Consider the following 15153-nt stretch of genomic DNA (forward strand, 5'->3'; position numbering starts at 1 on the left):
ACCCGGTTTGGGTGTATGCCGCAGTTCGTTCGGCACGCATCCTGCCGGGTATTTTTTGCGGAACATTAAATACACTCCAGCAATTTCAAATAATATTGTCTCAACGATTCTTTCAGCGATTCTGGCTCTACGATTTTAATGGAAGTACCGTAACCTGCAAGGTAACTCACGATGAAGTCTAATTCATGAGGTTCATAGGTTCCCAGGAGCAGATGGACGCCGTCCTTTTTTTCAAGACGCATAGACGGGTAGTGATTTTGCCGAAACTGTTCTATCCCGGCTTCGCTAATTTTACATTGAAAAGAAATAGCTTGTTCGGAAGGTTTCCATCGGGAATGAAAATGCTCTCCTTGCAGATGATCCAGCTCAATAACAGGCTCCATATCCGTTAAGACAGCCGAAATGATTCGATCACAGCGATATACACGATAGGCTTCCTGCTTCAGATCGTATGCCTGACAGTACCAGTATCCTTTACTGGCGTATAGCGCGATGGGCTGTATCATACGGGTGCTGGTTTTTGTTTTGGAAACGGCTTCTGACGGATCAGGAGTAGCTTCCAGATTCTCTCTCGTAGGCTCGTTGTTCTCAAATGAAACTGTGACTTTACTCCGCTCCGCCGCATTTCTGTTTTTTTCAGGATACTCAATCTGAATAACCATCTGCTGTATCGCAGCCTTCAATAGAAGCTCCAGATGAGCACTGTCTTTGATCTGTTCTGTGTGTTTAAAGGTGACACGTTGTTGCATAAGATCCATATTCTCTCGTTGTCGATCGGATAACGCTGCCATAAATTTCTCATGCACAGAGTCAAATGTCGTCTGGAAGGGCAGGCTGGTAAAACTGCGAAGGGCCTGCATAGCGAAGTACAGGGCATGGAGCTCATCGGTATTAAAAGAGATCGGAGGCAGCTGCATCTGCTGAAGCAGCCGGTAGCCGCCATAACGTCCATATTCGACATAGATGGGCGCACCCATCTCTTCCAAGGACGCAATATCTCGTAATGCGGTGCGTTTAGATATATGAAACTCTTGCATCAATTCAGGCAGGGTGAAATGTTGTTTTTGATTAATGAAACGAAGCATATGGTGTAAACGTTCAGTCTTTTTCACTTGTCCATATCTCCCCTCTCAATGGTGCCGTTAATTGGCACCTTTATTCGTTATAGTGATAAGTGTAAGGCAAACGAATAGAGGAGGCAAACAGAATGAAAGTTGAAGTGATTCCCTTTCTCTCGATGAACGGAGAAGCGGCTAAAGCAATTACATTTTATGAAAAAACGTTGGGTGCAAAGGTATTGTTCCGAAAAAGCTACAAAGAAATGAAGCAAATGAGTCCCGGTTTCACGTATCCTGCAGGGCAGGACGAGTACATTACCCATTCGGTACTGGAGATCGGAGTGAACAAAATCATGATCGCTGAGGACGCCATGGATGCGGAGAGACCTTGGGAGCTGGGGAACAGTACATCGTTATGTATTCAATCCCAGGATCAAGGCCAGATGGATCGACTGTACGAGGCATTGGCACAGCATGAAGACGTGAAGGTACTTGTGCCCTATGAACGGAATGAATTCAGTCCCGGATATGGGATCGTTCGTGATCCGTTTGGTGTTGTGATTCAGCTTTGTGTAACGATACATGATTTTTAAGGTTTGAAATGATTCCATTCGGCGTCAATCCCAAAGAAGAGCAGGTTATGGTTATCCATAGCTTGCTCTTTATTTTGTTTTGTTTGAATTTTCCAGAACTTACCCAGAGTATGAAGGTTGTATGTACAACAAAAAATATATTTTGGGATTCATGCAAATGAGTGATCCATAAGTCCCGAATTCGGGTATCATTACTAGGAGTCAACGCATAATGCATCTGGGTAGAACGGCATTCAGCGGTTAAATAGCAAAACTTTATTGACTATGGGACGGATTGTGGGGGATTTGGATGTCTTTATTGGAGACTGGGCGGCAAGATGAGGTTACGGACGAGCTGGTGGTTAAAGCAATGGAGAAAAGTTTGGCGATCATTCGATTCGACCTGAACCGCAGGGTTACATATGTGAACGATGTATTTGCTTCAAGGATGGGGTATGCCAAGGAAGCGATGTATGGTATGCAGCATCGTCAATTATGCTTTGGAACATTTGCAGACAGTCCGGCTTATGAGGCGTTCTGGAGAAGTATTTTGGGCGGGAAAAGCTTTCAGGACAAGATCGAGCGCATGGATGCGAATGGTCAATCGGTATGGCTTGAAGCTACATACATGCCGGTATTTGACGAGTCGAACCGGAAGGTGCTGGGAGTCTGCAAAATGGCTACCGATATTACGAATCGTCAGAATAACATTACAGCCGTTGTTCAGGAACTGAAGGCGTTGTCTCATGAACTGAATGAGCAGGCAGGAGCTGGTATCGGTCGAAGCCATGAACTGATGTCCAGCGTTTCTTACATCTCGGAGGTATCATCGGCCAACCAGTCTACTCTATCTCATCTGCAAGAACAGGCCGGTTCCATTCAGGGTGTGGTGCGAACCATTCGCGGAATTTCGTCTCAGACACAGTTGCTCGCGCTGAATGCAGCGATTGAGGCTGCACATGCAGGAGAGTTCGGACGCGGATTCGATATTGTGGCGAAGGAAGTGCGCAAGTTATCCGCGATGGTAGAGAATTCAATCAATGAGATTCGTGACAGTGTTACGGGCATCACCAAAGAGATTGCCAATATTACAAACGGTACGAAAAAGGTAGAGCACTACGTGCAGCAGAGTTCCGAGAGAATTGAGATTGCGTTAAATGATTTCAAAACGATTGCGGCTGCGGCTCATTTGCTGGATGATAAGGCACAGCATGTGACTCGAATTGTGTAGCTATATTTGCTTACAGAAATAATTACGATATGAATTTCAGACGATTCTGTGCTTATCACAGGATCGTTTTTTTTTTGCTGTTCAGACACGCCCTAATCAAAAGATGCTGTTATATATCAGGTAAGAAAGCATTCCATTGTATAACTTGCCAAAATCACGGAATTTTTACGAGCAAACAGGACACAATAATCCGGAAATACCTGCGGTTTGATTTTGCGGGAAAGGGGGACGGGAGTGTGTGGTCAACGATTTTATCTTATGTTCCGAAGTGGACGATATGGGCACAGGCATTTATGGTTTTTATTGTACCTATTCTTATGTTTGTGACTACAAACTGGATTCATGCGGCAATTAAGCGGGGAAGCTTCTCTCGCAAAAAGAAAATGAATCCTTCGCCTAAGGACATTTCACCGGCTGAAGCTGGCGTCGGCTCAGGGACGGAAACCGGGCACTACGCCAATATCAAGCTGACCGGAATACACACGACAGATTTGATTACGGTGCGAGAGACTTTTGGCAAAAATGCAGATGTACATATTCGAGAATTCACGATTCGAGGAACCAATACGAGAGCGGCAATCCTGTATACGGAAGGACTTACGGATACGGATTTGATTGACAAATATCTAATTGAACCTCTCATGATTAAGGGTATACCCGAACTCAAACAGGAAAGTTTTCTTCATCCTGAACAAGCAGACTTCCTGTCCACGTATCTGAAGAATCAAATCCTTCCCGTCAGTCAGATTCAAGAGACAGAATCTCTTCAGGAGCTTGCCTTAGGTGTATTGGTTGGTAAAAATGGTCTGTTGGTAGATGGCTTGCCAGGGGCTATGCTGATTGGAACCTCCAGGTTAAAGACTCGTGGGGTGGATGAACCCTTGTCTGAAGGTTTACTTCGCGGACCACGAATTGGGTTTACGGAGGAACTGAGTGATAATACGGGCATTTTACGGCGCTATGGCAGCGATCAGAGTCTATTTATAGAAAAGCTTGAAGTGGGCAAACGGATCAAAAAGGACTTGGCGATCGCTTATATTCAGGATATTGCCGATCCTAAACTCGTAGCCGGGGTTTTGAAACGGGTGAAGAGCATCGATATGGACACGATGCTGGAATCGGGTTATGTCGAACAGCTGATTGAAGATAATGCACTGAGCCCTTTTCAGCAAATTCTGAATACGGAAAGGCCCGACCGCGTGATCGGTGCTTTATTGGAAGGCCGAGTCGCTATTTTGCTAGACGGAACTCCCTTTGTTCTTGTCGTGCCAGTCACATTCAGCATGTTGCTGCAGTCTCCAGAAGATTACTATGAACGCTGGATTCCAAGCACATTTCTCCGGATTCTACGTTTTATGTCGGCGATGTTAGCCTTACTTGCTCCGGCGCTATATATATCCTTCATTTCGTTCCATCCGGGTCTGATTCCGACCAAGCTGGTGTTAACGATTATTGAAACGCGCTCGGGTGTGCCCTTTCCTTCGATTATTGAGGCTCTGATTATGGAGCTGTCCATTGAGATTCTAAGGGAAGCGGGCATTCGTCTACCCAAACCTATCGGACCTGCGATGGGGATCGTCGGAGGTCTCATCATCGGTCAGGCAGCAGTACAGGCAGGTATTATCAGCCAGTTCCTGGTCATTGTTGTGGCAGTCACAGCCATTTCGTCCTTCACCATTCCGGTATATAGTGCAGGGCTGACCTTGCGATTGCTGCGCTTTGCCGCAATGTTCAGTGCTGCGGTAATGGGTTTGTACGGCGTGGTTATGTTTTTCTTGTTGATGTGTACACACCTTGCAAGGCTTTCCAGTTTCGGGGTGCCATATATTGCGCCAGCAGTTCCATACCACGTGAGCGATTGGAAGGATTTTGTCATCCGAGCTCCGCTGAACATGATGAGAAGACGTCCGGACATGATGAATCCCATCGATGAAGACCGGAAGGAATAATGTAGTTCGAAGTGAAATTTCGTGCAGAGCAGAGTAGTTCCGCGTCGTTCAAAATAGTACCGTATAGTTCCATACAATTCCGTACAATCCACAGAAGTCTGGAGGTGTTATGAAGTGAATGACTCCCAAGTAAAAATTAGCACCACACAAGCTGTGGTCATTATTGTCAATTACATGCTTGGTGCAGGCATATTGACACTGCCTCGGACAACCAGCAAAGCGGTTGGCACACCGGACGTTTGGATTTCCATCATCCTGTCCGGACTAATCATTACGGGGGTTGGAATTATTCTAGTGACCTTGTGCCGACGATTCCCGGAAAAAACCGTTTTCCAATTCACTCGGGAGATTACGGGGCGTTGGATTGCTTACATACTGGGCTGTGCCAATATTTTATATTTTATGGTGATTGCCGCCTTCGAAATTCGAGTAATGGCTGATGTTACTGGAATGTATCTGCTGGAACGTACCCCTACTTGGGCGATTGTGATGGTGTTTATGTGGATTGGCATTTATCTGATTTCTGGCGGACTTGCAGTCATCGTTCGTGTGTTCGAGATCATTTTGCCGATTACGTTAATTATATTTGTAATGGAAATTTTGCTGAGTAATCAGTTGTTTGAGATCAGCAACCTGAGACCTGTGCTCGGGGAGGGGATCATGCCTGTCATTAATGGTTTAAAGCCTTCCTTGCTTTCATATACAGGTTATGAAGTGATGCTTGTCATTACGGCCTATATGCAAAATCCGAAAAAAAGCAATAAAGCGATGACTTGGGGGCTGGGGATATCTACAGCGATTTACCTGATTACTGTTGTGATGGTTGTGGGCAGTCTATCTCTTGATGGAATTAAAACGAGAACTTGGCCAACGCTGGACCTCGTACGAAGTTTTGAGATTCAGGGTTTGATCTTTGAACGCTTCGAATCCTTGTTGTTGGTGATATGGATTTTGCAGATTTTCTCGACTTTTGCCATCACCCATTACTGTGCTTCGGTTGGCATCCGTGATCTGTTTAAAGCCAAGAAGATGCGAACAATCATGTACGTGCTTCTGCCATTCATCTATCTAACGGCCATGATCCCCAAAAATGTATATGAAACATTTGCCCTCGGTGACATGCTGGGTAATGTTTCTGTCGTTTTGTTTGCCATTATGCCTCTGGTATTGCTGCTGCTGAGCATTATTCGTAAAAAAGGAGGTAAACACGCATGATTTCACTTCGGTTGTGGCTTCGTATCATCTGTGCGTTACTGATTCTTAGCCTCATTTCAGGATGCTGGAGCAGCCGGGAGATTGAAGATTTAAGTCTGTATGTTGGTCTCGGAATTGATGTCGGTCAAGAAACAAAATTTGAAAAAAAAATAGCTGCCCAGGGAGGGAACTACCCCAAAGAGAACAACGTCACCGCAACTGTTCAGATTGCTCCAGGGAAATCGAGTAGTCAGCAGAGCGATGAGGGAGGGTCACCTTCTTCTGGAAAATCATCCTACTCCAATGAACAACTTACCGGGGATTCGTTGCTTCAAATATTTCGTCAGTTTTCCTTGCGCCGAGATCGTCCGCTCATTGGACATCATCTGAAAGTGATCGTCATTTCCAAAGATATTGCTAAAAAGTATGGACTACAACAGTTGCTTGATTTTGTGCTGCGGGATAACGATATTCGCCCCAATTGCCTTGTGCTGATTAGCCATCACCGTGCGCTGGATGTACTCACTTCAAAAGATCCTTCCCGGATTCCGGCCTTTTATCTTACGGGAATCACAAATAATTCGTATATATCCAATAAGATACTGGAGCCTGTCTCGCTTGCCAAACTGGATGCGGAGATGCAGTCTGGCTCCAGCTTTCTACTTCAAAACGTGTTGAATGCGGACGGTGAGGATAAGTTTTCCGGGGGCAGCATCTTTAAAGCGAAAACAACGAAATTTATCGGGGAGCTTAACCAGACCGACCTGGAAGCATTATCTTGGATTATGCCTAAGGAACATGGTGGGGTCATCAAAACATATAGCAAAGAAGGCTTCACAATTCTCTATGAAATCAAGAAAAAGACCACAAAAATTATTCCGAAGGTGGTTCACGGCGACATTTCATTCCATGTCAAGGCAGAATCCGAGGGTTGGTTAATGGAGGATTGGCGTACCCCTGAAAAAGAAGAGAAGGGTGCATATCTGAAGGAACTGGAGAAGGATTTCGCCAAAATCGTAGATCAACAGATTGATCAAATGCTCTATAAACTTCAGCATACGTACAAAGCTGACGTTGCCGGTTTTCGGGATAGCATCCGAATCCATTATCCAAAAACGTGGAAAAAAGTAAAAGATAACTGGGATGAAGTATTTGCGACGGTACCTATTACGTATGAGATTAAAACGAGTATTGTGAATCCGGGATCTTCCACAGAGTAGTCGATACTCCCCAACCGGAATGCTTAATGTGTTAACTTGGCACCATGGGGTGTTGAAAGCTTTGCTTGAGTCAGACGTAGTGTTTATTTAAATGTTGACACATCAGGCAGCAGTCGATATAGTTATACAAAATCATTTTCTTATCCAGAGAGGTGGAGGGACTGGCCCTTAGAAACCTCAGCAACAGATCTGAAGGATACTGTGCTAATTCCAGCGGGTGAAAGCCTGATAGATAGGAGCGTTTGTTTTTATTTGTCAGTAGTGGCGCACTCTTCGGGAAGAGTGGGTCTTTTTTGTTTGTTCTGGATGAAGGAGCGGGGAGCAGGTTATATGGAGAATAGCAACGATAAAGGTCAATTTCAGCGAAAAATGCAAACCAGGCATGTGGTCATGCTCTCTCTTGGAGGCGTCATTGGAACAGGTCTGTTCCTTAGCTCGGGGTATACCATCCAGCAGGCTGGACCACTTGGTACGATTCTGTCCTATCTGATTGGTGCATTGGTGGTGTATCTGGTGATGCTCTGTCTTGGCGAACTGTCAGTACATATGCCAGAGACGGGTGCATTCCATAGTTACGCAGCCAAATATATAGGACCAGCTACAGGATACACCGTAGCCTGGTTATATTGGCTTACGTGGACCGTGGCACTGGGTTCGGAATTCACAGCCGCCGGGTTGCTCATGCAGCGCTGGTTTCCATCCGTGAACGTGTGGATCTGGAGTGCGTTATTTGCGCTGATGATTTTCCTCTTTAATGCATTCACGGTAAAACTGTTTGCAGAATCAGAATTTTGGTTTTCTTTGGTGAAGGTGATGACGATTGTGCTCTTTATCATTCTCGGTGGTGCTGCAATGTTTGGCATTATTCCAATGGCGGATGCGGAACCAGCTCCGTTCTTCTCCAACATTACAGCGTCAGGGTGGTTCCCATATGGAGCCACTGCGATTTTCATGACGATGCTGGCTGTCAATTTTGCCTTTTCAGGTACAGAACTAATTGGTATTGCCGCAGGGGAAACGGAAAATCCGGAGAAAACGATCCCGAAAGCGATCCATACCACGTTGTGGCGTTTAATCATTTTCTTTATTGGTACAATTGTCATCCTGTCTGCTCTTCTGCCGATGTCGGATGCGAGTGTGCTGGAAAGTCCGTTTGTGGCGGTCATGGAGCGGATCGGTGTTCCGTATGCGGCAGATGTAATGAACTTTGTTATTTTAACAGCGATACTTTCAGCAGCTAACTCGGGGCTATATGCTTCCTCACGGATGCTCTGGTCATTGGCGGATAAAAAAACCATCTCCCCATGGTTTGCTCGTCTGACCAAACGAGGTGTGCCATTCAATGCGCTTGTGCTTAGTATGGCTGGTGGTGCACTGGCTTTACTGTCCAGCATCATTGCGCCAGGGACGGTTTATATTACGCTCGTCTCCATCTCGGGTCTTGCTGTAGTGGTCGTGTGGATGAGCATCAGCGTGTCTCAATACATGTTTCGTAGACAGTATCTGCGGGAAGGACATAACGTGAAAGACCTGGTTTATCGAACGCCATTATATCCAATCGTACCTATCGTTTCATTTGTATTGTGCCTTGCATCCTGCATTGGTATAGCTTTTGACCCAACACAACGGATTGCTTTATACTGTGGTATTCCATTCATTATTTTGTGTTATATCGTGTATTATTGGACGGATCGTACGAAGAAGAAAAGAGGGCTGACTTCATGATTCAACGTGAGCAAACGAATGATATCAATGCAATACAGCACATTCTGGACAAGTATCCTGTTATGATTCTGGATGGTGCACTGGCGACGGAACTTGAACAGCATGGCTGTGATCTGGATGACCCGCTCTGGTCTGCACGTGTGCTGCTGGAGAACCCGGATGTTATTGTGAAGGTGCATGCCGATTATTTCCGTGCAGGGGCAGACTGTGCAATCACCTCCAGCTATCAGGCCACGGTGGAGGGCTTCCGCAAGCGTAGCATTGGAGAAGAGGCTGCACTGGATCTGATTCGCAAAACAGTAGAACTGGCTGCCAAAGCGAGAGATGAAGTGTGGGCAGAAGTGCAGAGAGCCACAGCAGGTGGAGAGGGTTCAACAGGACAGCCTACGGAGGCGACATCGAAACATGCCGAGAATGAGGAGAACGAGCAGAGTGAAAATCGTACAAGTGAGCACACTGGTGAGGAGAAGCTGCGTCGTCCGCGGCCTGTCGTTGCGGGCTCTGTTGGTCCATACGGTGCCTATCTGGCCGACGGTTCCGAATATGTGGGACATTATGGCGTCTCGGATGAGACACTTGCTGCATTTCACCGTCCGCGCATGGCTGCGCTTATCGAAGCAGGAGCTGACATTTTAGCGTTTGAAACGATTCCTTCCTTGCAAGAGGCTCGGGTTCTTGTAGAGTTGCTTAAGGAGTTTCCTGATGCTCATGCGTGGCTTTCTTTTTCTTTAAAAGACGGGACAAGCATCAGCGAGGGAACATCGCTTGAAGTATGCACACAGACCTTCGGCTCTGTGCCGCAGATTGCGGCAATCGGCCTGAACTGCGCTCCGATGGAAGTGGTCACGGAAGCCATCGGTATTCTTCGCCAAGGTAGCGATAAAGCAGTGATCGTCTACCCGAATTCAGGCGAGATCTACGATGCCGAGACCAAAACATGGAGCGGCCAAGGCTCTTGTGGCAGTATGAAGGATGCATCGGAACAATGGATTGCTGCTGGTGCGCAGATTATTGGCGGATGCTGCCGGACAACACCACATCAGATTAGCGAGCTGGCGAAGAAGTGGCGGGGCTAGAAGATTTAATGTAGGGTTGTATCCTGAAAAGCTTAATAAATATCTGTAAAAAAGCCCTCACTGATCCATGACTGGATTGGTGGGGGCTTTCAGTTTAACTCAGGATTAACATATGTTTTTTGATATGTTATTTACTTAATTGTGTGCTAACTAAGGTACGACCTTTGTTGTTTATGAGGTACAGACCTGTTGTGTTATGCAGATACAGAGCTTCATTATCAAGATCAAATTCGCCATTTTTATACACGTGTAAAATGTTCAGGTTATTTGTGTCCATAATAATACGTTCTTCTTTGTCATTCTTGACGGATAGAAACATAAAACTTGTGGCATCCAAAGCCATATGAATACGTCCTCCTGGCAGGTATGGCTTCTCCGCAATTAATCTACCTGAAGATGAATATAGCTTGATTCGTTTATTTTTAACGTCTTTATATAAAAAACGATCTTCCATAGCATAAAGCTCGGTTGAGTATTCATTATAAGGAAGTTGTTTGGTCCAGTTAAGTTGTCCTGTGCTGTTGTACCCTTTAAGCGTCATCGTATTTTTGTACATATTATAATGCAGGAATGTGCCGTCAGATAGCCTCCTAATTCTGTTGTAGCCTTTACTGCCAGCAATCGTTTTAATTTTTTTCCCGGTTGTCAGGCTAATCAAGTACAGATCGGGATGATCTCCAAATTTACTGCCGACAATCACGTCTCCATCAATCTGGTACATAAAATATGGAGCTTTTAACTTTTTGCTTAACTTTCCTTTGGTATCGTAATAGTAGAGGGTACTGCTTTTATTATCGCCGGATCTCCAAAACAAATATAAACTTCCATTTTCGCCCGGACTGGCTGCCTCAGCCCCGTCTCGTCTCCACTCTTCTGGCGCCCCTGGCAAAGCAGTTGTCCATATGACTCGACCTGTTGCTACATGCTTGGCACTCACTTGATTATTTTTTAAAATGAATATATATCCATCATTAGAAAGTTTGTACTCGTTGTCCGTTGGCATCGACCAGAGGAGTTTCCCTGTTTTGGCATCAACACTATCGATATAATAGTCATTATTCTTACCTGCTTTATTGATGAGCAGGCTCTCATTCCCCGTAGCATCTATAACTTTCTTCATTGAATATGAGGTTGTGCTATTCTTTCCACCGTTGGTCATATCATATTCCCATTGAGGTTGTAGAAGATCTTGAGCGAGAGTAGGCTCAGACGGGATAACAAGGAAGAAGCACAGGCTGGTTATGAGCCAAAAGTTAATTCGCTTAAATTTCAAGATTGGTAGACTCCTTATGTAATTTTCTTTTCATTTTGTACCTATTCCATAGTTATCTTTGTGATGGGGTTAAATTTAATCCGGACCTACCGTTGTATTTTTGTTGTACAAAGAAATTAACTCCTTTTCCATAGTATGGAGCCAGTCTATCATATCTGAATTGCAAGGTATATAGGACTATTCCTCTCTCCTGCATATCAAAAAAAATGTAGAAAAAAGTCATAACTTTATGTGTTTATGATAAAAAGAGAAGCTGCACATAAGGTGCAGCCTCGGTCGAGAAGTACAACTATTTAACTTACACATGTTCCAGATCATCGATCGGTTCATGCTGTCTGGATTTTTGGTACTCTGCTGGAGCCACGCCGAAGTGTGCACGGAACACCCGATGGAAGTAGGAGTAGCTGGCAAAACCGCAGGACTCGGCAATATGCTCTAGTGTCATCTCGCTGTATTTCATACGCTCCAGTGCCGCATTCAGTCGGATTTCGATAGCATACTGGATCATGGTCTGATTATAGTGTTCTTTGAATAAACGCACGGCACGCGAGAGGCTGAGTCCGGCATAACGGGCGGCTTCCTCCAGCTTGAACGTAACGGTGGCATGTTCTTCGATAAAACGCTTCAGCTTAAGTGCCGAAGATACAGCCCGGTCGGTCTGAATATTTTCCGTAATCGCCCGGTCAATGTACAGGCATAGCCCCCGCAGCAGAGCGTCCTTCAGCTCCGTATTTTCCTCCAGCGGCCCACGTCGTTTCTCCAGCAGCATATTGCGCCACAGGCTGATCAGTTTATCATCCAGACCAATACGGCTTACAATCGGACGCTGCTGACGTTTCCACCATTTTTCAATCCAGGCGCCTTCACAGAACAGATAATAGTCCCCGCTGGACAATCGTCCTTCCTTATGCGGTTCATCCACGACGAGACGGTAATCATCCCCGGGTTTTAACAAAAGCAAATCACCGCTGGTCATGCGGAATTCCTCTTCCTGTACGTATACTTTGCACGAGCCTTCCGTCTGCAAGCGGAACAGATAGGTGGATAGCTCGCCTTTCATATTATGGGTGAATGCCTTGTAGTGATAGGAGTAGTCACAGATCAGTACGGATGTGTCCAAAGTTTCCAACGTTGTACGCCCCCAAACATTCAATCCTGTCTTATCAGCGGAATTATAGGACCGCCAGCAAGCAGCCCTATAACTGAGTTCACGGATTAAATCAGGATGGAAATAAAATTTGATCAGATAGTTCATGTTTCGATTATATTGTATATGTTCATTTTAGCCTGTTTTGCGTTAGGATGATACCAGATAGAGCAATGTAAGCAAATTTGAGAGCAGAGGAGTATCTGTCATGAAAAAATTGAACATTGGTTTGCAACTTTTTACACTTCGCGATGAAACGGCAGCAGATTTTCGGGGTACACTGCGCAAAGTAGCCGCGCTTGGATACGAAGGGGTTGAATTTGCCGGATATGGCGACATTCCAGCAGAGGAAATGAAAGCGTTATTAGACGAGCTTGGCCTAAAAGGTTTCAGCAGCCACGTGTCCCTTCATGCGATGCGCGAAGACCTGCAGAAACAAATTGATTACCTGAAAACCATTGGTGCACAATATATGATCTGTCCTTATCTGATGCCGGAGGATCGCCCGGACAATGCAGAAGGCTGGACAAAACTTTTTGATGAATTGCAGCAGTACGGAGCCGAAGCAGCAAAACAAGGTTTGATCTTTGGTTACCACAACCATGATTTTGAATTCCATGGTCAAGTTGGAGATGCCAATGCTTTTGATGCGATGTTTGCTCAAACCACACCTGAAGCAGTACAGGTGGAAATGGACGTATGTTGGGTGCAATTTGCCGGACAAAATCCGATCGAGTATATTAATAAATATGCGGGCCGTTTGCCGCTGCTTCACTTGAAAGATTTCAGCAAAGACGAACAGGGTCAGATGAAAACACTGGAGCTGGGACAAGGCGAAGTGGATCTGCCAGCTGTAATTGAAAGTGCAACAAATGCAGGCGTAGAGTGGCTGATCGTGGAACAGGATGTATGTCAGAACCCTCCGCTTGAGAGCGTAGAGAACAGCCACAACTGGCTGAAACAAAACTACCTGAACCAGTTCTAAGAGTCCAACTTCTGTAGACTTAACATCTGACCGTGTCAAACATGAATCTAATTGTCAAAGGAGACTTTTGTACATGAGTAAAATTAAAGTTGCTGTATTCGGCTGTGGAGCCATCGCTCAGCGCAGACATATTCCAGAGTACGCTGCCAATGAGAACGTAGAACTTGTCGCATTTGCTGATCCGGTAGTGGAGCGTGCGCAGGAAATGGCCGAAATGTACGGCGGTAAAGCATATTCCAGTTATGAGGAATTGCTTGCAAACGAAACAACAGTAGAAGCGGTGAGCGTATGTACACCGAACTATCTGCATGCACCGATGACGATTGCCGCTGCCAATGCGGGCAAGCATGTGCTGGTTGAGAAACCGATGGCGGTTTCCACTGAGGAAGGCGAGCAAATGATTGAGGCAGCTAAGAAAAACGGCGTATATCTGATGGTGGGTCACAACCAACGTCTGATGCCTCCTCATGTGAAAGCCAAAGAAATTCTGGATTCGGGCCGACTGGGCAAAGTGCTGACCTTCCGTACTGCTTTTGGTCACCCGGGTCCGGAAGGCTGGAGTTTAGATGGAGCAGGTAGCTGGTTTTTCCGCAAAGAAGAAGCTATTATGGGTGCCATGGGTGACCTTGGCGTGCACAAATCCGACTTTATCCGTTATTTGCTGAACGATGAAGTGTCCGAAGTGGCTGGTTTCATCAGCACGCTGCACAAAGAAGGTACAGATGTGGATGACAATGCTACATGTTTGCTGCGTATGAAGAGCGGCGCAATCGGCACACTCGTAGCCAGCTGGACACAATACCGAGGCGGGGACAACAGCACCGTGCTGTGGTGTGAAAACGGCGTAATGAAGATCGGTACAGTGGAAGGTGACGAGGTCATCGTTGAGTTGACCAACGGTACGGTTGAAACATACAAAGTTGGCGCGATGGCTACGAATGAAAAACAAGTACCAAGCGGCGTAATCGATGCATTCGTAGAATCCATCGTGACGAAGACACCACCAACCATCTCGGGTGAAGAGGGCTTGCGTTCCCTGCAAGTCATCCTGGCTGCGTTTGAATCCGAGAAAACAGGTCAGATCGTTAAGCTGTAGTAGGTCGTAATAGGCTGTAACAGGCTATATTTAGGATAAAAATTGCTATTGGTTCGCAATCATTAAATTTAGAGGACATTCTCCAGCGCAGTATGCTGGTGGATGTCCTTTTTATGTGAGTCATCGGTTAGAGTGCAACTGTTAAGCACATTACGCGAGGTGATTTCATGTCCACATATGATGCAGGCAGGATATGAATTTAATCCAAGGGGCATTCTCCAGTACTCTAGACTAGGGAATGTCTTTTTTGTGAGTAATCTAGGGAGACATCGTATGTTTAAAACACCAGGAATGCGCTAACGATCTCAGATGAGCTTATTTGCATGATTTTGCCGGTCTGAGAAATCTAACGATCACCAGCGACGCTATTTCCTCAGAAATGCCTTCGAAAGAGCAAAATTGAGGATGAAATGTGAAAATAGCGTTTCTCGTGATCGTTAGATTTGGGAATAGGCTAAAATAGGCGAAATAGCGTCATCTGAGATCGTTAGAAATTTGGCGTATGTCCTTAGGCTGTAATCGATGGAACCAAGTGCCACAAATGAGGGGTTTACTGTGTAGCAGTGAGTAATTATACTTTGCGACGGGTGCGGGTGCGGGTGCGGGTGCGGGTGCGGGTGCGGGTGC

12 protein-coding genes and 1 riboswitch are annotated in these 15153 nt (G+C 45.7%); of the genes, 9 read left to right on the forward strand and 3 right to left on the reverse strand.

Annotation, left to right across the window (positions count from 1 at the left end; all coding sequences use genetic code 11):
- Window positions 1-65: 65 nt before the first annotated feature.
- Complete coding sequence (locus ACUTVW_RS26210) at window positions 66-1112, reverse strand: helix-turn-helix transcriptional regulator (protein WP_445648413.1); 1047 nt, start codon at window positions 1110-1112, stop codon at window positions 66-68.
- Between the two features lie 95 nt (window positions 1113-1207).
- Between ACUTVW_RS26210 and ACUTVW_RS26215 the strand changes: the two genes are divergently transcribed.
- The 7 genes from ACUTVW_RS26215 to mmuM all read left to right on the forward strand — a co-directional run bounded on the left by ACUTVW_RS26215 (window position 1208) and on the right by mmuM (window position 10025).
- Window positions 1208-1651 (forward strand): VOC family protein, encoded by a 444-nt coding sequence (locus ACUTVW_RS26215; protein WP_445648414.1) that lies wholly within the window; start codon window positions 1208-1210, stop codon window positions 1649-1651.
- 289 nt (window positions 1652-1940) lie between these two features.
- Window positions 1941-2861, forward strand: coding sequence for a methyl-accepting chemotaxis protein (locus ACUTVW_RS26220; RefSeq protein WP_445648415.1), 921 nt, complete (start codon window positions 1941-1943; stop codon window positions 2859-2861).
- Between the two features lie 236 nt (window positions 2862-3097).
- A complete protein-coding gene (locus ACUTVW_RS26225; protein ID WP_445648416.1) occupies window positions 3098-4810 on the forward strand; it encodes a spore germination protein in 1713 nt (570 codons plus the stop codon).
- Between the two features lie 114 nt (window positions 4811-4924).
- Window positions 4925-6025: a GerAB/ArcD/ProY family transporter gene (locus tag ACUTVW_RS26230; protein ID WP_445648417.1), complete on the forward strand. Its 1101-nt coding sequence runs from the start codon at window positions 4925-4927 to the stop codon at window positions 6023-6025.
- A complete protein-coding gene (locus ACUTVW_RS26235) occupies window positions 6022-7224 on the forward strand; it encodes a Ger(x)C family spore germination protein (RefSeq protein WP_445648418.1) in 1203 nt (400 codons plus the stop codon). The genes ACUTVW_RS26230 and ACUTVW_RS26235 overlap by 4 nt, the downstream gene beginning before the upstream one ends.
- A 137-nt stretch (window positions 7225-7361) precedes the next feature.
- Window positions 7362-7463: riboswitch (SAM riboswitch) on the forward strand.
- Between the two features lie 91 nt (window positions 7464-7554).
- Window positions 7555-8949 (forward strand): S-methylmethionine permease, encoded by a 1395-nt coding sequence (gene mmuP, locus ACUTVW_RS26240; protein ID WP_445648419.1) that lies wholly within the window; start codon window positions 7555-7557, stop codon window positions 8947-8949.
- Entirely contained in the window at window positions 8946-10025 is a 1080-nt protein-coding gene (gene mmuM, locus ACUTVW_RS26245; RefSeq protein WP_445648420.1) for a homocysteine S-methyltransferase, read from the forward strand. The genes mmuP and mmuM overlap by 4 nt, the downstream gene beginning before the upstream one ends.
- A gap of 127 nt (window positions 10026-10152) precedes the next feature.
- Here mmuM and ACUTVW_RS26250 read toward each other — a convergent pair whose 3' ends face one another.
- Together ACUTVW_RS26250 and ACUTVW_RS26255 are read right to left on the reverse strand one after the other, a co-directional pair.
- A complete protein-coding gene (locus tag ACUTVW_RS26250) occupies window positions 10153-11298 on the reverse strand; it encodes an outer membrane protein assembly factor BamB family protein (RefSeq protein ID WP_445648421.1) in 1146 nt (381 codons plus the stop codon).
- 298 nt (window positions 11299-11596) lie between these two features.
- Entirely contained in the window at window positions 11597-12418 is an 822-nt protein-coding gene (locus ACUTVW_RS26255; RefSeq protein ID WP_445648423.1) for a helix-turn-helix domain-containing protein, read from the reverse strand.
- Window positions 12419-12653: 235 nt separating this feature from the next.
- Here ACUTVW_RS26255 and ACUTVW_RS26260 point away from each other — a divergent pair, with 235 nt between their 5' ends.
- Window positions 12654-13430: a sugar phosphate isomerase/epimerase family protein gene (locus tag ACUTVW_RS26260; RefSeq protein WP_445648422.1), complete on the forward strand. Its 777-nt coding sequence runs from the start codon at window positions 12654-12656 to the stop codon at window positions 13428-13430.
- A 73-nt stretch (window positions 13431-13503) separates the two neighbouring features.
- Window positions 13504-14526 (forward strand): Gfo/Idh/MocA family protein, encoded by a 1023-nt coding sequence (locus tag ACUTVW_RS26265; RefSeq protein ID WP_434749307.1) that lies wholly within the window; start codon window positions 13504-13506, stop codon window positions 14524-14526.
- Window positions 14527-15153: the final 627 nt, after the last annotated feature.

The organism is Paenibacillus sp. TSA_86.1 (assembly GCF_052691815.1).